This is a genomic window from Streptomyces thermocarboxydus, assembly GCF_024760485.1.
In the GTDB taxonomy this organism is placed as follows: domain Bacteria; phylum Actinomycetota; class Actinomycetes; order Streptomycetales; family Streptomycetaceae; genus Streptomyces; species Streptomyces cellulosae.
Genome location: NZ_CP058273.1, coordinates 5,850,297 through 5,875,658 on the forward strand (window position 1 = coordinate 5,850,297; position 25,362 = coordinate 5,875,658).

Here is a 25,362-nt window from a genome sequence, read left to right on the forward strand (position 1 = left end):
ATGAGGGAACCCCCTAAGGGGAGTTGGACAGGGAAAACCCTCGGTCGCCGGGGGCCCGGACCAGCTGGTTTCCGGTCACGTCGGCCGGATCACGGCGCCTCGAAAGCCCGTCACGAGCCGATGACGGCAGCCTCGAGAAGTCCCTCACGGCAACGACCGGGAACCCATCGTGGCACGCACCACGCACCCTCCGTGACCCGGGTCACCCACGTCGCCCGGCGCCCCGCTCGCCTAGGGCGCCCGGCGCCCCGCTCGCCTACGGTGCCCGCCGCCCCGCCGCCAGCCGCACGATGTCCACGCGGGAGCGTATGCCCAGTTTCCGGTAGACCCGGGTGAGCGTCGCCTCGACGGTCTTGACGCTGATGAAGAGGCGCCCGGCTATCTCCCGGTTGGTCGCCCCCTCCATGACCAGCGCCGCGACCTGACGCTCCATCGAGGCCAGCCCGTCCAGCGCGGCCGGCGTCGCCGGGGGCACCGGGTCGGCCTCCGCCGGTCCGGCCGCCACGGCCTCGTCGACCTGCCGCAGCCACGGCAGCGCACGGCACCGCCGGAACAGCCGCGCCGCCTCGTCGTACCCGGCGGGACCCGGAGTCCGGGAGCGCAGCCGGGCCCGCGCGAAGGCGGCCCGCGCCTCCTCCAGGCCGTAGCCGAGCTTGGCCAGGCGTTCCTGCGCCGACGTCAACTGGGCGATCGCGGCTTGGTGTTCGCCCCGTGCCGCGCGCACCAGCGCCTCCGCGCGGTCGAGCACCGCCAGCACGCTCGCCCGGTTCAGCCGCAGCGCGTGCACCCGGGTGACGTTGATCAGCTCCTGCGCCTCGCCGGGCTCGCCGATCCGCACCAGCGCCTCGGCGAGGTCGCCCTGCCAGCGGCCGCGCGCCGGGTCGGTGATGCCCATGCCGTGCTCCAGCTCGCGCACCCGGCGCAGCGAGTGCACGGCGGCCTGCGCGTTCCCGGACACCAGCTGGGCGTAGCCGAGGGCGGCCAGGGCGAGGGACAGGTACAGCTGGTCGCCGTCCACCTCGGCGTGGTCGGCGGACTCGCGGGCCAGGGCCAGCGCCCGGTCCACGTCCCCGCCGGACGCCTCGGCGACGGAGGCGAGCATCGCGGACGCGCTCTCCCCGATGCCGGAGTCCCGGGCCAGGCGCAGGCTCTCCCCGGCCAGGTCGAGGGCGCGCCCGCAGTGCCCGAAGCGCAGCTCGGTGTCGGCGAGCAGCCGGGAGAAGTGCACCTCGCTCTCGACCATGCCGCGCCGCCGCGCCTCACGCAGCAGCGCCGTGATGGCCGTACGGGCCTCGGGGAGCTGGTCGCTCATCAGCAGCCAGCGGAACCGGGCCATCGCGGCGCCGTTGTGGTGGCTGGCGACGTCGGGGTCCTGAGGCTCCTGGAGCGCGCGGCGGATGGTGGCGGGGGCGTCCGGGTGGCCCATGAGGGTCTCGGTGGACGACTGGAAGGAGAGCGCCATCAGCTCGGTGCGCCGGTCCCCGGCGCGGGCGGCCAGCTCCGCCGCGTGCGCGGCCTCCTGACGGGACTTCGCGAAGTCGCCGTTGACGACGACCTCCCGCCAGGCGAGCTGGTAGTGGACCAGGGCGAGCAGCCGGGGGTCGTCCCCGGCGTCGGCGAGCACCTGCGGGAACACGGCGTCGACCTCGCCGAGCGCCTGCCCGGCCGCCTCGATGACCACCATCCACGCCCGGACCCGCTCGGCCGGCACGGTCGCCCGGGTCAGCACCTCGCGGGCGATGTCGCGGGCGAGGTCGACCTCGCCGGCGGTGATGGCGTCCTCGGCGGCCTCGAGGCGCCGCTCGTCGGGGGCGGGCACGGAGTCGGCGGGGGTGTGCCGGGCGGCGAGCAGTCCGAGGGAGGCGGCGACCGACGGCGCGGTAGCGGAAGTGCCGGCGGCCTCCGCGAGGCGGGCCGCGACCTCCGGGTCGGGTCCCGTGGAGGCGAGCGCCAGGTGCCGGGCGCGTTCGATCGGGTCGGAGGCGGCCGTGGACAGCGCGGTGTGCGCGGCGCGCCGCTCCCGCGCGGGGGCCTCCGCGTAGAGGGCGGCGGAGATCAGCGGGTGCGTGAAGCGCAGCGCCGGGTCCTCGGGGTCGGTGATGAGCAGCCCGAGGGAGGTGGCCTGGGCGGTCTCGGCCTCCGCGTTGTCCCGTCCGGCCGCGTGCAGCAGGGCCAGGGTGGGGCGGGCGCCGGCGCTGGCCACCAGCAGGGTGCGGCGGGCCTCGTCGGACAGCATCTCCAGGCGGCTGAGGACCAGCGCCCGCAGCGAGGTCGGCACCGGCAGCGGCTCGCCGGGCCGGGGCCGGGTGGGGCTCTCCGCGAGGGCGCGGCCCAGCTCCAGCGCGAACAGCGGGTTGCCGCCGCTGGTGCGGTGGATGTCACGCACCGTGGAGCGGGACAGGGTGGTGTAGCCGCGGTGGTCGAGCAGCGCGGACACCTCGGTGCGGGAGAACGGGCCGAGCCGCACGGCGAGCGTGTCCGGCGGGCAGGCGCGCAGGTGGCGGTCGTACTCCTCGTCCTCCGTGCGCACCGCGCACAGCATGCGCACCGGGCTGTCCCCCAGGCGGCGGGCGGCGAAGCCGAGCAGTTCGGCGCTGGCCGGGTCGAGCCACTGGAGGTCGTCGGCGACGACGAGAACGGGGCCCTCGGCGGACAGCGCGCGCAGCGTGGACAGCACCGCGAGCCGCAGCGCCAGGCCGTCCCGCTGGAGCGTGGACTCGCCGCGCCCCGTGAGCGCCGACTCCAGGGCGGTGCGCTGGGCGACGGGCAGCCGGGGGGCCACCTCGTCCAGCACCAGACCGAACAGGTCGGCCAGCGCGAGGAACGGCAGATGGGATTCGGACTCCGTGGCCGAACAGCGCAACACGCGCGAGGTCGCCGCGGCGTTTTCCGCCGCAAGTGCCCGCAGCACGGTCGATTTACCTATTCCGGCCGGGCCGTGCAGGAGCACGCTGCCGCCGCGCGCGAGCTGCGCCCTGGCGTCGGCGAACAGCTCCTCCCGGCCGATGACCAGGTCGGGGCGGTACCTGGCAGGCTCCTTGTCGTCCCGTCGCACGGTCACCGCTCCCCTCCGTGTGGCGTGTCCTGGCCAATATTAGGCAACAGGGTCCTCAATTCCGGCGGACGGTGGAGTGAGGTAAATGACAACGTTCCGATCAACTGTTAATCAAAGGTGTACTCGTGCTATTGCCGTCCGTGGGAGAACACCGCAAATCTACGGCAACCACCCGGCCCGCCGGGCGGCGACCACCGCCTCGCCCCGCGTCCGGGCTCCGAGCTTGCGCATCGCGGACCGCAGATACGCCTTGACCGTTTCGGCCGTCAGCCCCAGCCGGACGGCCGCCGCCCCGTTCGTCGCCCCCGCCGCGACGAGGGCCAGCACGTCCACCTCCCGGGGCGCCAGCCGCACCGCCCCCGAGGGCGCCTGCCGAGCGGCCGTGCGGTGCGCAGCGCCCCGTACAGCACCGCCCGCACCCGCCGCCGTACGACGACCGGCACGGCGACCACGGAGCGCAGGCCCTCGGCGGCGACCGGGACGTCGTACTCGTGGCTGATCTGCCGGGAGACGGAGTAGTCCGTCACCGCGCACGGCCGGGCCAGCGCGACCGCCTTGCCGCCGAGACCGTTGCCCGGCGTCACCGCCAGCGAGCTGAGCGCCGGGGTGGCGGTGCCGCTCAGCTCGCTGATGCGGACGTGCCGGCGCCCTGGCTCCACCAGCCCGCCGAACGCCACCGGCAGCCCCGTCGCGCGCCGCAGCCGGGCCAGCGCACCCCTGATCTCCACCGCCTCGCCCGTCCTCGTCGGGTCTGCTGTCACCTGTTCGCCCCTTCACCGCGGCCCGTGTGCGGGCGCACACCCCCGTTCGGGGGTAGTGAGACCTGCATCACGGATTACACGATGGCGGTGAGCCGCCCGGCAAGGTCCGGCACCGAGGAGGACGCATGACGACGGCGACGGAGCAGTTCCGCAGGGCCCGGGACTTCCTGCTGGAACACCGTGAGGACTACGCCACCGCCTACCGGGACTTCGCCTGGCCCCGGCCCGAACGCTTCAACTGGGCCCTGGACTGGTTCGACGCGATCGCCGACGGCAACGACCGCACGGCCCTGCACCTCGTCGAGGAGGACGGCGACGAGACGCGCCTCTCCTTCGCCGAGCTGTCGCGCCGCTCCGACCGGGTCGCGAACTGGCTGCGCGAGCGGGGCGTGGCCGCCGAGGACCGGGTGCTGGTGATGCTCGGCAACCAGGCCGAACTGTGGGAGACCGCCCTGGCCGCGATGAAGCTGCGCGCCGTGGTCATCCCCGCCACCCCGCTGCTCGGCCCCGCCGACCTGCGCGACCGCGTCGACCGCGGCCAGGTCCGCCATGTGATCGTGCGCTCCGCCGACACCGCGAAGTTCGACGAGGTGCCCGGCGACTACACCCGCATCGCGGTGGGGGAGGAGCGCGGCGGCGCCTGGCTGCCGTACGCCGACGCGTACGGCGCGTCCGAGGCCTTCACCGCCGACGGGCCGACCCAGGCCGACGACCCGCTGATGCTGTACTTCACCTCCGGCACCACCGCCCGCCCCAAGCTGGTCGAGCACACCCACACCTCGTACCCGATCGGGCATCTGGCGACCATGTACTGGGTCGGCCTGCGCCCCGGCGACGTCCACCTCAACATCTCCTCGCCCGGCTGGGCCAAGCACGCCTGGTCCAACCTCTTCGCCCCGTGGAACGCCGAGGCGACGGTCTTCCTGCACAACTACACCCGCTTCGACGCGCCCCGCCTGATGGCCGAGATGGACAAGGCGGGCGTCACCACCTTCTGCGCCCCGCCGACCGTGTGGCGCATGCTCATCCAGTCCGACCTGGGCCGGCTGCGCACCCCGCCCCGCGAGGTCGTCGCCGCGGGCGAGCCCCTCAACCCGGAGGTCATCGAACAGGTGCGGCGCGCCTGGGGCGTCACCATCCGGGACGGTTTCGGGCAGACCGAGACCGCCGTGCAGGTGTCCAACAGCCCCGGTCAGGTCCTCAAGACCGGCTCCATGGGCCGCCCCAGCCCCGGCTACCGCGTGGAACTCCTCGACCCGGTGTCGGGCGCGCCCGGCGTCAGCGAGGGCGAGATCGCGCTCGACCTGTCCGAGCGGCCCGTCGGCCTGATGACGGGCTATCACGGCGACCCGGACCGCACGGCGGAGGCGATGGCCGGCGGTTACTACCGCACCGGCGACATCGGCTCCCGCGACGAGGACGGCTACATCACCTACGTGGGGCGCGCGGACGACGTGTTCAAGGCGTCCGACTACAAGATCAGCCCGTTCGAGCTGGAGAGCGCGCTGCTGGAGCACGAGGCGGTCGCCGAGGCGGCCGTGGTGCCCGCCCCGGACGACCTGCGGCTGGCCGTGCCGAAGGCGTACATCGTGCTCGCCGACGGCTGGGAGCCAGGACCCGACACGGCGAAGGTCCTCTTCGACCACTCCCGCCAGGTGCTCGCCCCCTACAAGCGCGTCCGCCGCATCGAGTTCGGCGAGCTGCCCAAGACCGTCTCCGGCAAGATCCGCCGCATCGAACTGCGGGAGGCGACGGCGGCCGGCTCGACCGCCGAGTACCGCGAGGAGGACTTCCGGTGACCGACCTCTCCTACAGCCACGGCACGGGCGCCACGCCCCTGCTCGGTGACACCATCGGCGCCAACCTGGACCGCGCGGTCGCCGCCTGGCCCGACCGCGAGGCCCTGGTCGACGTGGAGTCGGGCCGGCGCTGGACGTACGCCGAATTCGTCGAGCAGGTCGACGAGCTGGCGTCCGCGCTGCTCAACTCCGGTGTGGCGAAGGGCGACCGGGTGGGCATCTGGGCGGTCAACTGTCCCGAGTGGGTGTTCACGCAGTTCGCCACCGCCCGCATCGGCGCGATCATGGTGAACATCAACCCGGCGTACCGCACGCACGAGGTGGAGTACGTCCTCAAGCAGTCCGGCATCCGGCTGCTGATCGCGTCCCTCAGCCACAAGACGAGCGACTACCGGGCCATGGCGGAGGAAGTCCGCGGAAGATGCCCGGAGTTGCGGGAGGTCGTGTACATCGGCGACCCGAGCTGGGACGCCCTGGTCGCCCGCGCCACCCCGGACCCCGTCCGGCCGGAGCTGTCCTGCGACGACCCCATCAACATCCAGTACACCTCGGGCACCACCGGCTTCCCCAAGGGCGCCACCCTCTCCCACCACAACATCCTCAACAACGGCTACTTCGTGGGTGAGTTGATCGCCTACAGCGAGCAGGACCGGGTGTGCATCCCTGTCCCGTTCTATCACTGTTTCGGCATGGTGATGGGGAATCTGGCGGCCACCTCCCACGGCGCCTGCATGGTCATCCCCGCCGCGTCGTTCGACCCGGCGGCCACCCTGCGCGCGGTCCAGCAGGAGCGCTGCACGTCGCTGTACGGGGTGCCGACGATGTTCATCGCCGAGCTGAACCTGCCCGACTTCGCCGCCTACGACCTCACCTCGCTGCGCACCGGCATCATGGCGGGCTCGCCCTGCCCGGTGGAGGTGATGAAGCGGGTGGTCGCCGAGATGCACATGGAGCAGGTCTCCATCTGCTACGGCATGACGGAGACCTCGCCGGTGTCCCTCCAGACCCGCATGGAGGACGACCTGGAGCACCGCACCGGCACGGTGGGCCGCGTCCTGCCTCACCTCGAGGTGAAGGTCGTGAACCCTGCCACCGGCGTCACCGTGCCACGCGGCACGTCCGGCGAACTGTGCACCCGGGGCTACAGCGTGATGCTCGGCTACTGGGACGAGCCGGAGAAGACCGCCGAGGCGATCGACCGGGGCCGCTGGATGCACACCGGCGACCTCGCGATGATGCGCGACGACGGCTACGTGGAGATCGTCGGCCGCATCAAGGACATGATCATCCGAGGCGGCGAGAACATCTACCCGCGCGAGATCGAGGAGTTCCTCTACGGCCACCCGAAGGTCGCGGACGTCCAGGTCGTCGGCGTCCCGCACGAGCGGTACGGCGAGGAGGTCCTGGCCTGCGTCATCCCCCGCGACCCGGCCGACCCGCTCACCCTGGACGAGTTGCGGACGTACTGCGACGGCCGCCTGGCCCACTACAAGGTGCCGAGCCGCCTGGAACTCCTGGAGACCTTCCCGATGACGGTCTCGGGCAAGGTGCGCAAGATCGAACTGAGGGAGAGGTACGCGACGGGCTGATCCCCTGCCTGCTCCGTGCCCCGGCACGACGCGCCGGTGCCGTTCCTCGCGCCGTGGGATCTGCGCCGCTGTGGTCCGGGATGGGCGAGGAGGACCGGGAGCAGAGGTACGCCGGTCTCGCCGCGTCCCCGCCCCTGGGCCGCGCGGTGGAGCCGGACGACGCGGCCAAGGCGTTCCTCGCCCTCATGGACCAGGACTGCATGACCGGCACGGTGTCGGTCGTCGACGGCGGCACCCTCGCCGCCCGAGGACGTAAGAGGTCCGGGGTCAGCCTCCCAGGAGGAGGCCGGCGGACGTCCCCCCCGGCGGGCGGCAGTTCCAGGCGCATGCACACGCGTGGCCACTGGTCGAGGCCGTGGGCCGACTCCTCGGCACGGATGCGGCGCAGGCCCGGGGTGAGTTCGGGTTCGGACAGGACGCGGAAGCCGAGGCGGGCGTAGTACGGGGCGTTCCACGGGACCTCGGTGAACGTGGTGAGGGTGAGGGCGCGCAGGTCCCGCTCGCGGGCGTGCTCGGCGGCGTGCGCGAGCAGGGTGCGGCCCACGCCCCGGCGGGCGGCGCGCGGGTGGACGGAGACCTGTTCGACGTGGAGGGCGCCGTCGACCGGCTCGGCGGTCAAGTACGCCGTGGGGCGGTCCTGTTCGTCCGCCGCGACCCAGCAGCGGCCGGCCTTCCGGTAGCGCTCCAGCTCGTCCAACGTGGGCGGGTCGTCGTCGGCGATCTCCGGCATGCCCAGGTCGCGGAACGGCGCGCCGGCGGCCCGTTCGACGTCCTGGAGGGCGGGCAGGTCACCCGGGGTGGCGGGGCGGATGCGCATCCGACGAGTATGGGACGCACCCGCCGCACCCGTCGCGGGAGTTTCAGGACGCTTCCGCGTCCAGTGCCACGGCGGCGGCGTTCTCGGGGCGGGCGGCGCCCGAGGGTTCGAGGACGAACAGCGGCACGTCCAGGGCGTCGGCGCGGGCGCGGGCCTCGGCGCTGTAGCCGGAGAGGGAGAAGTACAGGCAGGCCGCGGACTCTGTCATGGCGGTCAGCCACAGGCACTCCACGTCCCGCGGGGTCGCCCGCCGCGCCGACGGGTCGAGCTGGGCCAGCACGCCCCGGCCGGCCAGTCCGATGCCGGACGTCGGCCGCTGGTCCGCGCGCCGGATGTCGTCGTGGCCGAGACGGCGCAGATACAGCACGGCGGCCGTGACGGCGTCGCGCGCGGTGCGGATCGGCACGGTGGGGGCGGCGGGACGCCCCGGCCTCCCGGTGGCGGGCGCGTCCTCACGCCGGCCGATGACCGGGATGCGCAGCACCGTCCCGCAGGGGCAGCCCAGTTCGGGATGCGGCCACTCGCCGCGCGTGCCGCAACTGCCGCAGCGCACGGTCACCCATTCCTCGCGCCAGGAGCGGTGCCCGACGGCGGCCGGCACCCGGTCGGGGTCCAGCGTCGCCGCGACGGGCGCGCCGCAGGCGCAGGGGTACGCCGGGGCCGTGTAGCGGTGCGAGCGCCGACAGGCGGGGCAGCGCACCGGGAGGCTCTCGGACATGGGGCCACTCCCGTACAGATCTCGAGGCGGGTCCATCGTCCTCCTCTCCGCCGCCGATGTCCCGTACTTGAGCCCGCTCTTGACGGTCTCCCTCCACCGCTTCTACATTCATTCCAGATAGCAGAAAGAATATTCCGCTATACGGAATACGGAAGCGGCTCACCGCGGGGCGCGACGGGCGTGCGAATCCGAGAAGCCGAAGCAGGAGTACTCCATGGCTCGAATGACGGCTGCCCGCGCGGCGGTCGAGATCCTCAAGCGTGAGGGCGTCGACACCGCGTTCGGCGTCCCCGGCGCGGCGATCAACCCGTTCTACGCGGCGCTCAAGGCGTCCGGCGGCATCAGCCACACCCTCGCCCGCCATGTCGAGGGCGCCTCCCACATGGCCGAGGGCTACACCCGCACCCACCCCGGCAACATCGGCGTGTGCATCGGCACGTCGGGTCCGGCCGGCACCGACATGATCACCGGCCTGTACTCGGCGTCCGGCGACTCGATCCCGATCCTCTGCATCACCGGCCAGGCGCCGACCGCGGTGATCCACAAGGAGGACTTCCAGGCCGTCGACATCGCGTCCATCGCCCGGCCGGTCACCAAGATGGCGGTGACCGTGCTGGAGGCGGCGCAGGTGCCCGGCGTCTTCCAGCAGGCGTTCCACCTGATGCGCTCCGGGCGCCCCGGACCCGTGCTGATCGACCTGCCGATCGACGTGCAGCTGACGGAGATCGAGTTCGACCCCGACACGTACGAGCCGCTCCCCGTCTACAAGCCGGCCGCGACCCGCGCGCAGATCGAGACGGCGTTCGGCATGCTGAACGCCGCCGAGCGCCCGCTGATCGTCGCGGGCGGCGGGGTAGTCAACGCCGACGCGGCGGACCTGCTCGTGCGGTTCGCGGAGCTGACCGGGACGCCCGTCGTGCCGACGCTGATGGGCTGGGGCGTCATCCCCGACGACCATGAACTCAACGCCGGCATGGTCGGGTTGCAGACCTCCCACCGCTACGGCAACGCGACGTTCCTGGAGTCCGACTTCGTCCTCGGCATCGGCAACCGCTGGGCCAACCGCCACACCGGACGCCTCGACGTCTACACCGCCGGCCGCACCTTCGTGCACGTCGACGTCGAACCCACCCAGATCGGCCGCATCTTCGCCCCCGACTACGGCATCGCGTCCGACGCGCGCGCCGCGCTGGAACTGTTCGTCGAGGTCGCGGAGGAGATGCGGGCGGCGGGCCGCCTCCCCGACCGCACCGCCTGGGCGGCCTCCGCGCAGGAACGGCGCGCCACGCTGCAGCGCCGTACGCACTTCGACGACGTGCCGATGAAACCGCAGCGGGTCTACGAGGAGATGAACAAGGCGTTCGGGCCCGAGACGCGGTACGTCACCACCATCGGCCTCTCCCAGATCGCGGGCGCGCAGATGCTGCACGTCTACCGGCCGCGGCACTGGATCAACTGCGGCCAGGCGGGCCCCCTCGGCTGGACCGTCCCCGCGGCGCTGGGCGTGGCGAAGGCCGACCCGGAGGCCCAGGTCGTCGCCCTCTCCGGCGACTACGACTTCCAGTTCATGATCGAGGAACTGGCCGTGGGCGCACAGCACCGCATCCCGTACGTCCACGTCCTCGTCAACAACGCCTACCTGGGCCTGATCCGCCAGGCCCAGCGCGCCTTCGACATCGACTTCCAGGTCAACCTGGAGTTCGAGAACATCAACACCCCCGAACTGGGCGTCTACGGCGTCGACCACGTCAAGGTCGCGGAGGGCCTGGGCTGCAGGGCGATCCGCGTCACCGACCCGAACGAACTGGGCGCGGCCTTCGAGCAGGCGAAGAAACTCGCGGCGGAACACCGCGTCCCGGTCGTCGTGGAGGCGATCCTGGAACGCGTCACGAACATCGCGATGTCGACGACGAACGACATCAGCAACGTGATCGAGTTCGAACCCGTCGCCACGGAACCGGGCCACGCCCCGACGGCGGTCAGGCCGCTGAAGGTCTGACCGGCGACGGTCGCGCGGCGGTCCCGGCCGACGAGTGCCGGCCGGGACCGATCGCAGCGGGCGCCGCCCTCCCCTGCCTTGGCGGCCCTCCGCTGCCGTGAGGGACGGTGCGGGGGTTACTCCGTGAAGGCCCAGCCCTGGTTCGCCGAACCGTCACAGGGGAACTGGGCCGCCTGCGCGCCGTTGGCGGTGCTCGCACCGGAGATGCCCAGGCACAGCCCGCTCTTGCGGTTCTTCATCTGGAAGACGGTGTCCGAGCGCCATGAGAGGAGCCAGTCCTGGTTGGCGTCGCCGGAACCGTTGGCCTGGATGGCCACGGCGCCGGCCGCGGTGCTGGCGCCGTCGATGCCCAGGTTCTTGTCCGACCCCTGGTTCCAGAAGCTGACGTAGTTGCCGTCGCCGACGAGAGCCCAGCGCTGTGTCGCGGCAGAGCTCGCCGGCTGCTGGACGATCTTGGCGCCGTTGGCGGTGCTTCCGCCCGAAGGCTGCAGGAACTTCTGGGACTTGGTGTTCTTCACCCGATAGCTCACGACCGCCGCGGACAAGACGTCCGCGCGCGACACGGGGCGAAGGTCCGCGCCCGCCACGGGCGCCGGTTCACTGCTCCGCGGCGACTGGGCGTGGGCGACGGCGGGCGCGGCCGAGGCCAACAGCGCCCCGGCCAGAACCGCGCCGAGGACGTGACGAGTGTGCTTCTTGCGCATGCTGCGTCTCCTTGCGGGGGGTGGTCGTGGTGTTACAGAGAGCACCCCATCAGGCCTCCGCGGGCATCGCAAGAAGGTTCGATTCTTTGACCGAAAGCCCCCCTCTTGACGTGTGCATCCTGCATCCGGTTCGAGATCGCCAACGCGAGATCACGCCAGGTGGGTGAGGGTTTCGGCCGTCGTACCGACCCCGGGCAGCCGCGCACCCTCGACGAGCCGTACCGCTGAGCGACGGCGGGCCCGTCGCCAGGGCGCCCCGGACCTCATCGGTCACGGGGCGTCCTGTGCTTCCGCTGTGCGGAGGCGGTCCGTCATCCCGGCGGTCCTGTGCGATCGGACAGCCTCCGGCCCCACCTCTGGCCCGGGGCCTCGACGAAGCGATAGGTCAGGACGCTCACCGGCAGCAGCACGGCGTAGAACGCGGCCACCATCAGGGGGTTGTCCCGCTCCCACCTGCCGAGGGTGCCGTCGTTCACGGCCAGGAGCAGAGGGTGCACCAGGTAGACCGAATAGCTGATCGTGCCCAGACCGGTCAGCAGGCGCGGGATGCGCCGGTGCCGCCAGGCCAGACCCGCGCCGAAGGTCGACGCGGCCAGCAGAAAGGCCGCGATCCAGCCGCGGCGGGTGAAGTTGCTGCTGTCCCCGTAGGCGTACGCACTCCCCACCGCGCAGGCCAGGACGGTGCCGGCCGCGCACGCCGCGGAGCGCCATGGGATCTGACCCTGCTCGGCGCGGTACACGGCGGTGCCGAGGAACATCACCGCCAGGACGACCAGGCCCTCCCACATGGGGACCCCGCCGTTGAAGGAGACCAGCGCGAGCGCCAGGACGCCGCCGAGCACAGCTCCGAACAGGCTCAGGGCGGGCGACTTGGAGCAGGCACAGCAGATGGCGACGGCCATGGCGCACGAGGCGAGCGCGATCAGCCGGCCGGTGCCCAGGGCACCCGACAAGGCGGACGGCGGCAGGGTGACGCCCGCCGCCACGCTCAGGGCGGCGAGTACCGCCAGAGTGACGGACACGCCCACCGACCGGCGGTGCAGGCGGACCCTGAACAGAGCGACGACGAGCAGGTAGAACGCCATCTCGTAGGAGAGCGTCCACAGCACGAGCAGCAGGTTGGGCGTCCCCAGAAGCTCCTGCAGCAGGGTGACATGGGCGACCGCCACGGACAGGACACCCTGGCTGCCGAAGTCGCGGACCTGCGCGACACCCGCGAGGTCGGCGGCCAGGAGTGCGGTGACCACCACGGCCCACAGCGGATAGATGCGGAACAGCCGTCCGACCCAGAACCTGCGGACACAGCCTCGGCGCTCCAGCGAGGCCGGGATGATGTAGCCGCTGACCAGGAAGAACACCATGATGCCGTACCGGCTGGTGTTGAACTCGGGCATCAGCTCCCGCCGGAAATCCGCGAGGTAGGAGTACGACGCGTGGTCGAACACCACGACGAGTGCCGCGATGCCGCGTAAGGCGTCCAGCCAGGCCAGGCGCGAGCGTTGCGTCGCGGCGGCGGGCGCGGACGACGCTGCTCCCGGCGCGGACGGCCGCTCCTGGTCAGGAGGGGCGGAGGCAGAAGGGTCCATGCCCATGTTCACGTGATCATCGACGGCCCTGTTCAAGGACGCGCGGTCAGGTCACCAGGTACGGCCTGAAGTCGACGCGGAGGCCGGGGTGACGGGCCGGTCGGCGGTCCCTTCAGTTCCCCCCACCCCCGCCGCAGCCCCCTCCGCCCCCGCAGCCACCGCCACTCCCGCCCCCGCAGAAGCCGCCGCCGCAGTAGTGGGGGCCCGTGTAGGCGCCGCCGGAGGCGGGGATGAAGTGGCGCAGGCCGCGCTTGTGGCGGAGGCGGACGCGCGGGGTGAGGCCCGCGCGGAGGGCGAAGCGGGGAACGACGACGCGGAGGGCCGCCTGGCCGTGCAGGGCGACGGCCAGCAGCTTCTCCTCGTCGCAGAGGCCGTCCCGGCTCGCCGGGACGGGATACGCGGTGCGCAGCACGTGCAGGCGCCGGCGTGCCGCCCGCGTCGTGCCCAGCAGCGGGGGCGGACTCACCAGGTCCGTGTCCGCCAGCCCGGCCTTCAGCGTGTCCACCGCCCACCGGACGTCCGGGTCGCGCAGCAACTCCCGTATCTCGCACGGCCGGTGCAGCCGCTGGTGCACCGCGCTCTCCAGGTACGGCACCCGCAGCTCCGCCGGGACGTCGAGGTCTTCGTCCGGTGTCGGCAGCGGCGGCAGCGCGTGCCCCGCCTCGTTGTCGAGCGCCACCAGCCTGCCCCGCGAGCCCGGCTCGACGGCGCCGCGCAGATGCAGGGCGACGACCGCCACCACGACGGCGGCGCGCGGCCCCCCGGCCAGCAGGGCGAGTTCGTGCGGCGCTTCGCGGACGCGCTCGGTGTCGGCCATGACAGGACACCCCCTCGGACAGGGGGCCCGCCGCCCCCGTGCCGGCGGGCCCCTTGTGCGGGGATGGTTCCGCGCGCGGGGCCCGTCGAAGCCTCGGAAGGCCGTGTTCAGAGGTTCATTTGAGGGTGCCGTACCTCGTCTACGGACGTTGCCGTACGCCCGCGTCTCATGACTCGTGGTGTTCGAACAGCCCCGGCCAGTCGTCCGGGCCGCCGCCCTGCCACTCGATGAAGTCCGCGTCCTCGACGTCGGTGACGTACAGGCCGGCCAGGCGCAGGATCTCGCCCACGTCGTCGGTGTGCGTGGCGACGCCCAGCGTCTCGTCGTCGGAGGTGACCCGCCGGGAGCCGTCCAGGGCGGGCGGATGGACCACGATGTGCGGATGCTCCGTCGGATGTGCCATGCCCCCAGGCTGCTGCGGACCGCGCGGATCCGCACGCCGGGACCGGACGCACGCCGGGACCGGATCCGCACGCCGGGACCGGGCGCACGCCGGGACCGGACGCACGCCGGGAGGACGGTGGGCTCGGGGCCGCGGCGGCGGCGACGGCCGCCGGGGCGCCTCCCCTCAGGTCGAAGGAGACGGCCCGCGGCGTTGACCACCGCACTGGCTCGCGCGCCCGCGGCGCCCTCGCCCCGCCCGCATCGCGCGGACGCGGTACGGCCACCCCTCATCCGGGCCGTACGGCGTCGCGGTGCGGGCCGTGGGTTCCGGGCGGCGCCGCCGCCTTGGGCGCGACGGGACTGATGTCGGCGCCGGCGCCGCCCGGGGTCTCAGGAGGACAGCGGGGTCAGACCTCCGCGCCGGACAGCCGCTCGACGGCCCGCAGCAGCGCGGAGTGGTCGAGCCCGCCGTCGCCCTGGGCGCGCAGGCTCGCCACCAACTGGGCGACCACGGCGCCGACGGGCAGCGCGGCGCCCACGTTCCGGGCGGCGTCGGTGACGATGCCCATGTCCTTGTGGTGCAGGTCGATGCGGAAGCCGGGCTTGAAGTCCCGCTTCAGGAAGTTGTCCTTCTTGCGGGCCAGCACGGTCGAGCCGGCCAGACCGCCGCCCAGGACGTCCAGCGCGGCCGTGAGGTCGACGCCGGACTTCTCCAGGAAGACCACGGCCTCCGCGCACGCCTGGATGTTCACGGCGACGATCAGCTGGTTGGCGGCCTTCACCGTCTGCCCGGAGCCGTGCGGACCGCACCGCACGATCGTCTTCCCCAGTGCCTCGAACAAGGGCTTCGCCTCGTCGAAGTCGGCCTGGTCGCCGCCCACCATGATGGACAGCACCGCCTCGATCGCCCCGGCCTCACCGCCGGACACGGGCGCGTCGAGCACCCGGATGCCCTTCTCCTTCGCGGCGGCGGCCAGGTCGACGGAGGTCTGCGGGGTGATCGAGGACATGTCGATCAGCAGGGCGCCGCGCCGGGCGTTCTCCAGGATGCCGTCGGGGCCGTACGCCACGGCCTCGACCTGCGGGGAGGCGGGGACCATCGTGACGATCACGTCCGCGTCCCGCACCGCCTCGGCGACGGAGGAGGCGGCGGTGCCGCCCGCGGCGGCCAGCCGGTCCAGCTTGTCCCGCTCCAGGGTGTAGCCGGTGACGTCGTAGCCCGCCTTGAGGAGGTTCTCGGACATGGGGGAGCCCATGATGCCGAGACCGATCCAGGCGACCTTGGGAAGGGTGCTCATGAGGGTGCCTCTCGGTACGTCTCGGTACGTCTGAAATGGGGTGTGTCAGCAGGAAGCGCCTCAGCGGGTCAGCGGGCCTCCCGCGGCAGCCAGTCGAAGGCCTCCGCGCTCGGGCGGTCGCCCGGCTTGTACTCCAGACCGACCCGGCCGTCGTAACCGGCCTTCCGCAGCCGGTCCAGCAGCTCCTCCAGCGGGAGCGACCCGGTGCCGGGCGCGCCGCGCCCCGGGCTGTCGGCGATCTGCACATGCCCGGTCCGGTCCGCGTAGCGGTCGATCACCGCCGGCAGGTCCTCGCCGTTCATGGCCAGGTGGTACAGGTCCATCAGGAAGCGCGCGTTGCCCAGCCCCGTCGCCGCGTTGACCCGCTCGACGACGCCGACGGCGGCCGGCGCCGACACCAGCGGGTAGTGCGGCGACTCGGGCCGGTTCAGCGCCTCGATCAGCAGCACCGCGCCGATCCGGTGGGCGGCCCGCGCGGCGAGGACGAGGTTCTCCAGCGCGAGCGCGTCCTGCTCGGCCGGGTCCACGCCGTCCACCCGGTTGCCGTACAGCGCGTTCAGCGCACGGCAGCCGAGCGACTCGGCGAAACCGGCCGCGACCTCGACGTTCGCCCGGAACCGCTCCGCCTCCTCGCCCGGCACGGACAGGGCGCCCCGGTCGGGTCCGGGCAGCTGCCCGGCGTAGAAGTTCAGGCCGGTGAGCCGCACCCCCGCGTCCTCGATCGCCGTGCGCAGCGCGTCCAGTCCGGACCGAGGCGGCACGGGTGAGTCCACCCACGGCCACCACAGCTCGACCGCGCCGAAACCGGCCTCGGCGGCGGCCGCAGGGCGCTCCAGGAGCGGCAACTCGGTGAAGAGGATCGACAGGTTGACGGTGAAGCGCTGGTCTGCGAATCCCATCGGGCCGCGCTCCCTTCGCATCGTGTCCGGTAATTCCGCATTGCGGAATAAGCTTTCTGCTTACTGGAAGATTGCCTGTGCCGGTGAAGAGCTGTCAAGAGGTCGGTAGGTTGACCCCGTGCGATTGCGAGTGGAGTTCACGACGGAGCCCTTCGACCTCGACGAGGCGCCCGAGCACGCCGTCGTGGCGCGCGAGGTCATCGAGACGGCAGGCCTGGACGAGGTGGACGTCGGGCCGTTCGGCAACACCGCCGAGGGCGGCGCCGACGCGGTGCTCGCCGCCGTGGACACCCTGCTGCGCCGCACCCTGACCGCCGGCGCCACCCGTGTCTCCCTCCAGGTCAACGTCGTCGACGAGGACGACCGGTGAGCGGGACCGGTCGGAGCGCGTTCATCGCGGCCGTGAAGCCGCTGGTCGACGCGATGGGCGGGGAGATGATCCCGCCGGACGAGGCCGGCCCCGACGACGTGGTGCTCACCTGGGAGGACGCCGCCGCCGTCGCCGTACGGCTGCCGCAGCTCGCGGACTCCCTCGACCACATCCTGGCCGCGCTGGAGCGGCGCAAGGGCGTGCCGCTGGCGGAGCTGGACCGCAAGGCGAAGCAGGAGATCGTGCGCAGTCTGGAGGCGCGCGGGGCGTTCGCCGTACGGCACGGGGTGGAGACGGTGGCGAGCGCGCTCGGCGTCAGCCGCTTCACCGTCTACAACTACCTCAACCGCGAAAAGGGCGCGTGAACCGAGGCGCGGTCGCCCTCACACGGCGGCCGCCGGGCGCCTCACCCAAACGTCACACGGATTTTTCAACAAACTGTTGACGGCTGCGACGTGACGGCGTTCACTGTCGGCACGCCCGTTCGCAGCACACGGCCGTTCGCGGCCACGGAGGCTCCCGTGACGTCGACAGCAACGCCCTCGGGCCTGGCCCGGTTCAACGCCCTGGAGGAGCACGCGGCGCGCACCGCTCTCCTCGAGGTCTGCGCCTCCACCGCCTGGGCCGAGCGGCTGATCGCCGCCCGCCCGTACGCGGACCCCGACGCCCTGTACGCCGGGAGCGACGCCGCCATGGCCGCGCTCACCGAGGCCGACCTGGCCGAGGCGATGGCCGGGCACCCCCCGATCGGCCGCCCGAAACCGGGGGACCCCACCTCGGCGCGCGAGCAGCGCGGCATGGCCGGGGCGACGGACGAGCTGCGCGCCGAGATGCTGGAGCTGAACCTCGCCTACCAGGAGAGGTTCGGCCATGTGTTCCTGATCTGCGCCACCGGGCGCACCGCCGAGGAGATGCGGGACGCCGTGCGCGAGCGCCTTGGCAACCCGCCGGAGAAGGAACGCGAGATCGTCCGCACCGAACTGGGGAAGATCAACCGCATCCGGCTGACCCGACTCGTCGAAGAGGACTGACGTCGCATGAGCACCGACACCACCGCATCCGTGTCCACGCACATCCTGGACACCAGCGCGGGCCGCCCCGCCGAGGGCGTCGCCGTACGCCTGACCGCCCGCCCCGGCCCGCGGGCCGCCTGGCAGGAGCTCGGCGGGTCCGCGACCGACGCGGACGGGCGGTGCAAGGACCTGCCGGCCCTGCCGGAGGGAACCACCCATGTACGGCTCGACTTCGAGGTGGAGCCGTACTTCAAGAAGAAGGCCGAGGCTCAGCAGGACGCCCCCGCGCATCGGGACAGCGGTGCCGTGTTCTTCCCGGAGGTGACGGTCACGTTCGCCGTCACGCCCGGCGAGCACTACCACGTACCGCTGCTGCTCAACCCGTTCGGCTACTCCGTTTACCGAGGGAGCTGACACGCATGCCCACCATCCTGGGACAGAACCAGTACGGCAAGGCAGAGAACCGAGTCGTCAAGATCACGCGGGACGGCGCCACCCACCACATCAAGGACCTCAACGTCTCCGTGGCCCTGTCCGGCGACATGGAGGACGTCCACTACAACGGCTCCAACGCCAACGTCCTGCCGACCGACACCACCAAGAACACGGTGTTCGCGTTCGCCAAGGAGCACGGCATCGAGTCCGCCGAGCAGTTCGGCGTCCACCTCGCCCGCCACTTCGTCACCTCGCAGGAGCCCATCCACCGGGCGCGCATCCGCATCGAGGAGTACGCCTGGGAGCGCATCGAGGCCCCCGGCGAGGCCGAGCACTCCTTCGTCCGCAAGGGCCAGGAGACCCGCCTCACCCAGGTCACCTACGACGGTGAGAGCTGGGAGGTCGTCTCCGGCCTGAAGGACCTCACCGTCCTGAACTCCACCGACTCGGAGTTCTGGGGCTACGTCAAGGACCGCTACACCACCCTCAAGGAGACCCACGAGCGGATCCTCGCCACCTCGGTCTCCTCCCGCTGGCGCTTCAACTGGACCGACGACGCGCAGCAGATGCCCGACTGGGAGACCTCGTACGCGCGGGTCAAGCAGCACATGCTGCGGGCCTTCGCCGAGACGTACTCCCTGTCGCTCCAGCAGACGCTGTACCAGATGGGCTCCCGCGTCATCGAGGAGTGCGCCGAGATCGACGAGATCCGCTTCTCCCTCCCCAACAGCCACCATTTCCTGGTCGACCTGGAGCCGTTCGGCCTGAAGAACGACAACGAGGTGTACTTCGCCTCCGACCGCCCCTACGGCCTGATCGAGGCGACGGTCCTCAGGGACGGCTGCGAGCCGCGGATCCCGGTGGACCTCACCAACCTCTGACCGCACCCCACATCGGCACCCGTGGCCGGGTACCCGGGCCCCGCACCCGCCCGGCCACGGCACTCAAACCCCCAGGGTCCTGCCGTGCCCACTCCCCGTACGCGAAAAGGACGCACCATGGCAGCAGACCGGCGCACCGTCATCGAGAACTGTGCGATCGCCACCGTCGACGCGCAGGACACCGAGCACACCACCGGGCATCTCGTCCTCGCCGGCGACCGGATCGAGTCGCTCGGCCCCGGCCCTGCCCCCGAGGGTCTGGAGAACGTCGCCCGCCGGATCGACGCCACCGGCCATCTCGCGACCCCCGGCCTGGTCAACACCCACCACCACTTCTACCAGTGGCTCACCCGGGGCCTGGCCACCGACCACAACCTCTTCGACTGGCTCGTCGCCCTCTACCCGACCTGGGCGCGTATCGACGAGGCGATGGTCCACGCGGCGGCCCAGGGGTCCCTCGCGATGATGGCCCGCGGCGGCGTCACCACCGCCATGGACCACCACTACGTCTTCCCGCGCGGCTCCGGCGACCTGTCCGAGGCGATCATCGGAGCCGCCCGCGACATGGGCGTCCGCTTCACCCTCGCCCGCGGCTCCATGGACCGCGGCGAGTCCGACGGCGGGCTGCCCCCGGACTTCGCGGTGGAGACCCTCGACGACGCGCTCGCCGCCACCGAGGAGACGGTGCGCCGCCACCACGACACCTCGCCCGGCGCGATGACCCAGGTCGCGGTCGCCCCCTGCTCCCCGTTCTCCGTCTCCACCGAACTCATGCGCCAAGGCGCCGAGTTGGCCCGACGCCTCGGCGTGCGGCTGCACACCCACGGCTCCGAGACCGTGGAGGAGGAGAAGTTCTGCCACGAGCTGTTCGGCATGGGCCCGACCGACTACTTCGAGTCCACCGGCTGGCTCGGCGACGACGTCTGGATGGCGCACTGCGTCCACATGAACGACTCCGACATCGCCGCGTTCGCCCGCACCGGCACCGGCGTCGCCCACTGCCCGTCCTCCAACGCCCGCCTCGCCGCCGGCATCGCCCGCGTCCCCGACATGCTCGCGGCCGGCGTCCCCGTCGGTCTCGGCGTGGACGGCACCGCCTCCAACGAGTCCGGCGAACTCCACACCGAACTGCGCAACGCCCTCCTGATCAACCGCCTCGGCGCCCACCGCGAAAAGGCCCTCACGGCACGCCAGGCCCTGCGCCTCGGCACCCACGGCGGCGCGCGCGTCCTCGGCAGGGCGGACGAGATCGGCTCCCTGGAGCCGGGCAAGCTCGCCGACCTGGTGCTCTGGCGGATGGACACCCTCGCCCACGCCTCCATCGCCGACCCGGTCACCGCCCTGGTGTTCGGCGCGGCGGCCCCGGTCACCGCGTCCTTCGTGAACGGCCGTCAGATCGTCGAGAACGGCCGGCTGCTCACCGCCGACGAGGACGCCGTCGCCCGCACCACCCGCGCCGAGGCGCGGCGCCTCGCCCGGATCGCCGGGCACGCCTGACCCCCGCTCGTCTCCGGGCCGCGAGGGACGGCTCCCGGCCCGGAGACCGCGGACCCCGTACGCCGGAGTCCGCGGAGGCCGTCTCCGGGGCGCGCCCCGGCGCGCCCCGGGAACGGCACACATCCCCCGCTCCACCGGACGTCACCGTCCCTCCCCACGCTCGGCCGCACTCGAGCGGGAGGTACTCACGCCCACCCGCACCTCCCTGACAACCACGCCGGACCCGGCGTGCAACCGACCGGAGGAACACCGCAGTGGCCGACCACCCCGTAGACGAGAAACTCCCCGCGCCGAAAATGGCGACCACCGGCCTGCAGCATGTGGCCGCCATGTACGCGGGCGTCGTCGCCCCGCCCCTGATCGTCGGCGCGGCCGTCGGTCTCACCCCCGCCGAACTCACCTTCCTCACCGGCGCCTGCCTGTTCACCGCGGGCCTCGCCACGTTCCTGCAGACCGTCGGCGTGTGGAAGATCGGCGCCCGGCTGCCGTTCGTCAACGGCGTCACCTTCGCCGGCGTCGCCCCCATGACCGCGATCGTCGCCTCCACCGACGACAAGAAGGACGCCCTGCCCATCATCTTCGGCGCGGTGATCGTCGCCGGACTGCTCGGCTTCCTCGCCGCGCCCTTCTTCAGCAAGGCGGTCCGCTTCTTCCCGCCCGTGGTCACCGGCACCGTGATCACCCTGATAGGCGTCTCCCTGCTGCCCGTCGCCTTCGGCTGGGCACAGGGACCGATCCCCGACGCGGACGACTACGGCTCCGCCACCAACCTCGGCCTCGCCGCGCTCACGCTGCTCATCGTGCTGCTGCTGCGCCGCTTCACCCGCGGATTCGTCAAGCAGATCGCCGTACTGCTCGGCATGGTCGCCGGCACCCTGATCGCGATCCCGTTCGGCGTCACCGACTTCTCCCCGGTCGCCGACGCGGACCTCATCGGCTTCCCCACGCCGTTCCACTTCGGCGCCCCGCAGTTCCAGCTCGCCGCGATCCTCTCGCTGTGCGTGGTGATGGTCGTGTCGATGACCGAGTCGACCGCCGACATGCTGGCCCTCGGCGAGATCGTCGAACGTCCCGCCGACGAGAGGACCATCGCGGCCGGACTGCGCGCCGACACGCTCGGCTCGGCGATCGCCCCGCTGTTCAACGGCTTCATGTGCAGCGCGTTCGCCCAGAACATCGGGCTCGTCGCGATGACGCGGATCCGCAGCCGGTTCGTCGTCGCCACCGGCGGCGGCTTCCTCGTCCTCATGGGCCTGTGTCCGGTCGCCGCCTCGCTCATCGCCGTCGTGCCGCGCCCGGTGCTCGGCGGGGCCGGCGTGGTGCTCTTCGGGTCGGTCGCCGCCAGCGGCATCCAGACCCTCGCCAAGGCGGGCCTGGACAAGGACAACAACGTCCTCGTCGTCGCCGTGTCCCTCGCCGTCGGCGTCATCCCGATCAGCGCGCCCGAGTTCTACCACGCGTTCCCGGAGACGGCCCGTATCGTCCTGGACTCCGGCATCTCCACCGGCTGCGTGGTCGCGGTCCTGCTGAACCTCGTCTTCAACCACCTGGGCCGGGGCGGTCGTGAGGCCGCCGACGTCACCCACCCGATGGAGACGGGCGAGGACCTCGCCTCGCAGGGCAAGGCGCCGGCGGCCTCCTGACGGTCCGGCGGCCCGGTCAGGACCGGGCCGCCGCCACCTGCGCGCGCAACTGCGGCAGCATGTCGTGGTAGACGCCCGGGCACTCGGTCGTGCCGTAGTCCTTGTGCCCGAAGATCTGCGAGGACGCGATCCCGTACTGGTCGCAGGCGTACGCGCACAGCGCCACCAGCACCTCCCACTGCGCCTGCGGCGGCTGCGCGCCCGCGTGGTACTGGCCCTCGCAGGCGATGCCGACGGCCTGCGTGTTCTGTCCGGAGGTGTGGGCGCCCAGCACGAACGTCCGCCCGCCGTTGAGCGCCGACAGGCTGCCGGTGCGGCCCTCGGTGATCCAGCCGCCCCGGCTCACCAGGAAGTTGTAGCCGGTGTCGACCCAGCCGTTGTCGTCCATGTGCAGGTCCTGCACCCAGTGGGCGTGGGAGTGGGCCTGTGCGCGGGAGTAGTCGGTGGTGTTCGGCGACACGGTGTGGTGGACCACGAGCCGACTGGGCCGGTACTGCAGGACGCTGACGGTCCCCTGCGGGGACCGGGCGCCCCAGACCTTCGTGCCGTCGATGTCGGGCTGCACGGCGGCCGCGCCGCGCGCGTGCGCGACACCGGACACGGCGCCGGCGGCGAGTCCGGCCGCGCCGGCGAGCAGGAGACGGCGCCGGAAGAGGTTGCTGGGCTGCACGATCACTCCTCGGGAGAGGGGGTGTGGGGGGAATACGGAGAGGGGCCGGCGTCCGAGGACGTCGGCCCCTCCGCGTGGCCGCGTGCGTGAGGGCCTGTCAGCCCGTCACGTGTTGTTGGCGAGGGCCAGCAGCCGGTCGCGGGAGCCGTTGAACTTGTTGCGGTCGACGCTGCCCGAGACGCCGGAGACCGACCCGGCGTCGGTGTACTGCCACACCGTCCAGGTGGGGAAGCCGGCGGGGAGGGTGGGCGACGAGGCGGACGTCCAGTGCGCCACCCACAGCGGGCTCTTGGCCGACATGCCGGTCCAGCTGCCGGTGCAGGTGTTCCACCAGCTCGCCGTCGTGTAGATGACGACGTCCCGGCCGGTGCGGGACTTGTACGTGGTGTAGAAGTCGTTGATCCACGTGCGCATCTGCGTGGTGGACAGGCCGTAGCACATGGCCCCGTACGGGTTGTGCTCGATGTCCAGCACGCCGGGCAGCGTGAGGTTGTCGCGTGACCAGGCGCCGCCGTTGCTCGCGAAGTAGCCCGCCTGGGTGGCCCCGTTCGAGGCGTTGGGGAGCGCGAAGTGGTACGCCCCGCGGATCACGCCCGCGGAGTGCGCGGCGGGGTAGTTGGTGTTGAAGCGGTCGTCCTTGTAGTTGGTTCCCTCGGTCGCCTTGATCCAGGCGAACTGGATGCCGGCGTTGCGCACGGAGGTCCAGTTGATGCTGCCCTGCCAGTGCGACACGTCGATGCCCTGCACGCCGTCGGTGGGGGCCAGCAGCCCGCGTGACGGATCCTCGGCGGCGGGGTTGCCCTCGTGGATGCGGGCGCCGACGCCCATGTAGGCCTGGCCGGGCTTGACGGTGAGGGGCTTCGGGTCGGGCTGCGGTGCGGCGTTCGCTCCGGTGGCGGACGTGGCCGTGAGCGCGAGGGCGGCGCCGAGGACGCCGAGCGCGGTGGCCGTGCGTCTGCCGAGGCGGGAAACGTGGGGGAGTACCTGCATGGACTTGCCTCCTGAACACATGTGGGGATGAGACGGAGGTGACGTCGGCCGCTGCCACCTGGGCAGTTCCTTACTTCTTTGACGTGCGCGCGTCATTAGTTACGCACGTAGATTGACAAGATGTAAAGAGTCTCCTTGCTTCTCTGGTGGTCTGGTCCACTGTAGGAGCGGATGGCCAGGAAACTTGGGAGCCGAACGGAGGAAACTTTCATCGGATGAAAACATGAACCGGGTCCCGGAGACCCGGAACCCGGCCTTCACCTCAGGCTTTCGAACCGCCCTTCGGTCCGCGCATCCTGACGACGCGTCCGCAGCACGACCGCCGCCAGCCCCAGCGCGCCCGCCGCGATCACGGACGCCACCCGGAACGCCAGCTGGTACCCCTCCGCCGTCGCCGCCACCACTTCGGCGCCCTTGCCAGCAGGGCGCCGGTCCGACCGTCCGCGAGCACCGACAGCGCGGCGAGTCCCAGCGAACCGTGTTACCCCGCAGGCAGTGAACGCGCACGCGTGCCCGGTCCGGGAAGTTCTTGACAGGGTCGCCGGCAAGTGGAGCGTGCAGATCCTGGTGGCGGCGGCCCAGGGCCCCGTCCGCTTCACCGAACTGGAGCGCGGCATCGAGGGGATCAGCCGCCGCATGCTCACCCTGACGCTGCGCCAGCTGGAACGCGACGGCCTGGTCAGCCGCACCGTCCATCCGACCGTGCCGCCCAAGGTGGAGTACGCCCTCACCCCGGCCGCGGAGGAGCTGTACGAGACCCTGCTGCGGCTGACCGACTGGGCCGAACGCCACCGGGTCTACATCGCCGAGTCACGGGCGGCGTACGACACCGCCCACGATCCCGAGTTGGTGGACGCCTAGTCCAGGGTCTGTCCGGCGGATCGCTGATCCGGTGCCGGCAGGGCCTTCAGCGCGAGGGCTGTGCGCCGCGATGACGACGTGGCGTTTCCCTCTGGGCCGTCGCTTCCGGCTCGGAGGGGGCGATGTCGGCGATCAGGTTCTCGACCAGGGTCTTGATCTCGTCGCGGATCGGGCGGACCGCGTCGACGCCCTGTCCGGCCGGGTCGTCCAGCTTCCAGTCCAGGTAGCGTTTGCCGGGGAAGACGGGGCAGGTGTCGCCGCAGCCCATGGTGATGCACACGTCGGACTCCTTCACCGCGTCCACGGTGAGGGCCTTCGGGACCTCGGCGGAGATGTCGATGCCGACCTCGGCCATCGCGGCGACGGCGGCAGGATTGATCTGCTCGCCCGGGGTGGAGCCGGCGGAACGCACCTCGACGCGGTCCCCGGCGAGGTGGGCCAGCCAGGCAGCGGCCATCTGCGAGCGGCCTGCGTTGTGGATGCAGACGAACAGGACGGACGGCTTCCTGCCGGCGCTCTGGGGCATGAAGGGCTCTCTCGTCTCGAGGCGGCTGCACGCCACCCATGACATCGGCA

General features: G+C 72.2%; 24 protein-coding genes and 2 pseudogenes. 12 read left to right on the top strand and 14 right to left on the bottom strand.

The window, feature by feature from the left end:
• Positions 1 to 256 precede the first annotated feature (256 nt).
• Positions 257 to 3,061 carry an ATP-binding protein gene (locus tag AY578_RS26790; RefSeq protein ID WP_258905828.1) on the bottom strand — a complete coding sequence of 935 codons (2,805 nt, stop codon included), beginning with the start codon at positions 3,059 to 3,061 and terminating at the stop codon, positions 257 to 259.
• A gap of 153 nt (positions 3,062 to 3,214) precedes the next feature.
• A pseudogene (locus AY578_RS26795) lies at positions 3,215 to 3,816 on the bottom strand (helix-turn-helix transcriptional regulator).
• Between the two features lie 125 nt (positions 3,817 to 3,941).
• Here AY578_RS26795 and AY578_RS26800 point away from each other — a divergent pair.
• Genes AY578_RS26800 through AY578_RS34155 form a run of 3 tightly spaced genes read left to right on the top strand, consistent with a single transcriptional unit; the run spans position 3,942 to position 7,644 of the window.
• Entirely contained in the window at positions 3,942 to 5,615 is a 1,674-nt protein-coding gene (locus AY578_RS26800; protein WP_258905829.1) for an AMP-binding protein, read from the top strand.
• Positions 5,612 to 7,204 (top strand): AMP-binding protein, encoded by a 1,593-nt coding sequence (locus AY578_RS26805; protein WP_258905830.1) that lies wholly within the window; start codon positions 5,612 to 5,614, stop codon positions 7,202 to 7,204. The genes AY578_RS26800 and AY578_RS26805 overlap by 4 nt, the downstream gene beginning before the upstream one ends.
• Before the next feature lie 53 nt (positions 7,205 to 7,257).
• Entirely contained in the window at positions 7,258 to 7,644 is a 387-nt protein-coding gene (locus AY578_RS34155; protein ID WP_420341334.1) for an SDR family oxidoreductase, read from the top strand.
• Between the two features lie 5 nt (positions 7,645 to 7,649).
• Here the strand turns inward: AY578_RS34155 and AY578_RS26810 are convergent.
• Both AY578_RS26810 and AY578_RS26815 read right to left on the bottom strand, forming a co-directional pair.
• A pseudogene (locus AY578_RS26810) lies at positions 7,650 to 8,021 on the bottom strand (GNAT family N-acetyltransferase); the annotation flags it as partial.
• A gap of 43 nt (positions 8,022 to 8,064) precedes the next feature.
• Positions 8,065 to 8,739 (bottom strand): hypothetical protein, encoded by a 675-nt coding sequence (locus AY578_RS26815; RefSeq protein ID WP_258905831.1) that lies wholly within the window; start codon positions 8,737 to 8,739, stop codon positions 8,065 to 8,067.
• Between the two features lie 214 nt (positions 8,740 to 8,953).
• Here AY578_RS26815 and gcl point away from each other — a divergent pair, with 214 nt between their 5' ends.
• Complete coding sequence (gene gcl / locus AY578_RS26820) at positions 8,954 to 10,738, top strand: glyoxylate carboligase (RefSeq protein ID WP_258905832.1); 1,785 nt, start codon at positions 8,954 to 8,956, stop codon at positions 10,736 to 10,738.
• A gap of 116 nt (positions 10,739 to 10,854) precedes the next feature.
• On the opposite strand, the gene AY578_RS26825 is transcribed toward gcl, so the two are convergent.
• The 6 genes from AY578_RS26825 to AY578_RS26850 form a co-directional block, all read right to left on the bottom strand.
• Positions 10,855 to 11,442: an RICIN domain-containing protein gene (locus tag AY578_RS26825; RefSeq protein WP_215188738.1), complete on the bottom strand. Its 588-nt coding sequence runs from the start codon at positions 11,440 to 11,442 to the stop codon at positions 10,855 to 10,857.
• A gap of 311 nt (positions 11,443 to 11,753) precedes the next feature.
• Entirely contained in the window at positions 11,754 to 13,028 is a 1,275-nt protein-coding gene (locus AY578_RS26830) for an acyltransferase family protein (protein ID WP_258905834.1), read from the bottom strand.
• 112 nt (positions 13,029 to 13,140) lie between these two features.
• Positions 13,141 to 13,845, bottom strand: coding sequence for a TIGR04222 domain-containing membrane protein (locus AY578_RS26835; RefSeq protein ID WP_258905836.1), 705 nt, complete (start codon positions 13,843 to 13,845; stop codon positions 13,141 to 13,143).
• 166 nt (positions 13,846 to 14,011) lie between these two features.
• Positions 14,012 to 14,248, bottom strand: a complete 237-nt coding sequence (locus AY578_RS26840; protein ID WP_258905837.1) for a hypothetical protein — start codon at positions 14,246 to 14,248, stop codon at positions 14,012 to 14,014.
• A gap of 388 nt (positions 14,249 to 14,636) precedes the next feature.
• Entirely contained in the window at positions 14,637 to 15,527 is an 891-nt protein-coding gene (locus AY578_RS26845; protein ID WP_019521906.1) for a 2-hydroxy-3-oxopropionate reductase, read from the bottom strand.
• 68 nt (positions 15,528 to 15,595) lie between these two features.
• On the bottom strand, positions 15,596 to 16,426 hold the full coding sequence (locus AY578_RS26850; protein WP_019521905.1) for a TIM barrel protein: 831 nt from the start codon (positions 16,424 to 16,426) through the stop codon (positions 15,596 to 15,598).
• Between the two features lie 118 nt (positions 16,427 to 16,544).
• Here AY578_RS26850 and AY578_RS26855 point away from each other — a divergent pair, with 118 nt between their 5' ends.
• The 7 genes from AY578_RS26855 to AY578_RS26885 all read left to right on the top strand — a co-directional run bounded on the left by AY578_RS26855 (position 16,545) and on the right by AY578_RS26885 (position 22,265).
• Positions 16,545 to 16,796 carry a thiamine-binding protein gene (locus tag AY578_RS26855; protein WP_078504458.1) on the top strand — a complete coding sequence of 84 codons (252 nt, stop codon included), beginning with the start codon at positions 16,545 to 16,547 and terminating at the stop codon, positions 16,794 to 16,796.
• Positions 16,793 to 17,161: a helix-turn-helix domain-containing protein gene (locus tag AY578_RS26860; protein WP_019521903.1), complete on the top strand. Its 369-nt coding sequence runs from the start codon at positions 16,793 to 16,795 to the stop codon at positions 17,159 to 17,161. The genes AY578_RS26855 and AY578_RS26860 overlap by 4 nt, the downstream gene beginning before the upstream one ends.
• 156 nt (positions 17,162 to 17,317) lie before the next feature.
• Positions 17,318 to 17,827 (top strand): 2-oxo-4-hydroxy-4-carboxy-5-ureidoimidazoline decarboxylase, encoded by a 510-nt coding sequence (uraD, locus tag AY578_RS26865; protein ID WP_028961520.1) that lies wholly within the window; start codon positions 17,318 to 17,320, stop codon positions 17,825 to 17,827.
• Positions 17,828 to 17,833: 6 nt separating this feature from the next.
• Positions 17,834 to 18,223 carry a hydroxyisourate hydrolase gene (gene uraH / locus AY578_RS26870; protein WP_019521901.1) on the top strand — a complete coding sequence of 130 codons (390 nt, stop codon included), beginning with the start codon at positions 17,834 to 17,836 and terminating at the stop codon, positions 18,221 to 18,223.
• A 5-nt stretch (positions 18,224 to 18,228) separates the two neighbouring features.
• Positions 18,229 to 19,125 (top strand): factor-independent urate hydroxylase, encoded by an 897-nt coding sequence (gene pucL / locus AY578_RS26875; RefSeq protein WP_136238984.1) that lies wholly within the window; start codon positions 18,229 to 18,231, stop codon positions 19,123 to 19,125.
• Positions 19,126 to 19,242: 117 nt separating this feature from the next.
• Positions 19,243 to 20,622, top strand: a complete 1,380-nt coding sequence (locus AY578_RS26880; protein ID WP_019521899.1) for an 8-oxoguanine deaminase — start codon at positions 19,243 to 19,245, stop codon at positions 20,620 to 20,622.
• Between the two features lie 254 nt (positions 20,623 to 20,876).
• Positions 20,877 to 22,265, top strand: coding sequence for a nucleobase:cation symporter-2 family protein (locus AY578_RS26885; protein ID WP_026243375.1), 1,389 nt, complete (start codon positions 20,877 to 20,879; stop codon positions 22,263 to 22,265).
• Positions 22,266 to 22,281: 16 nt separating this feature from the next.
• Here the strand turns inward: AY578_RS26885 and AY578_RS26890 are convergent, their stop codons facing one another.
• The 3 genes from AY578_RS26890 to AY578_RS26900 all read right to left on the bottom strand — a co-directional run bounded on the left by AY578_RS26890 (position 22,282) and on the right by AY578_RS26900 (position 24,329).
• On the bottom strand, positions 22,282 to 22,941 hold the full coding sequence (locus AY578_RS26890; protein WP_020699970.1) for a peptidoglycan recognition protein family protein: 660 nt from the start codon (positions 22,939 to 22,941) through the stop codon (positions 22,282 to 22,284).
• Between the two features lie 99 nt (positions 22,942 to 23,040).
• Positions 23,041 to 23,925: a lysozyme gene (locus AY578_RS26895; protein WP_161232264.1), complete on the bottom strand. Its 885-nt coding sequence runs from the start codon at positions 23,923 to 23,925 to the stop codon at positions 23,041 to 23,043.
• A gap of 257 nt (positions 23,926 to 24,182) precedes the next feature.
• Positions 24,183 to 24,329 carry a hypothetical protein gene (locus AY578_RS26900; RefSeq protein WP_337663098.1) on the bottom strand — a complete coding sequence of 49 codons (147 nt, stop codon included), beginning with the start codon at positions 24,327 to 24,329 and terminating at the stop codon, positions 24,183 to 24,185.
• A gap of 91 nt (positions 24,330 to 24,420) precedes the next feature.
• Between AY578_RS26900 and AY578_RS26905 the strand changes: the two genes are divergently transcribed.
• The gene (locus AY578_RS26905) at positions 24,421 to 24,786 is read left to right on the top strand and encodes an HxlR-like winged helix-turn-helix transcriptional regulator (protein ID WP_137209624.1); all 366 of its coding nucleotides are present in this window, start codon (positions 24,421 to 24,423) and stop codon (positions 24,784 to 24,786) included.
• 46 nt (positions 24,787 to 24,832) lie between these two features.
• On the opposite strand, the gene AY578_RS26910 is transcribed toward AY578_RS26905, so the two are convergent.
• Positions 24,833 to 25,312, bottom strand: a complete 480-nt coding sequence (locus AY578_RS26910) for an arsenate reductase ArsC (protein WP_258905841.1) — start codon at positions 25,310 to 25,312, stop codon at positions 24,833 to 24,835.
• Between the last annotated feature and the right edge of the window lie 50 nt (positions 25,313 to 25,362).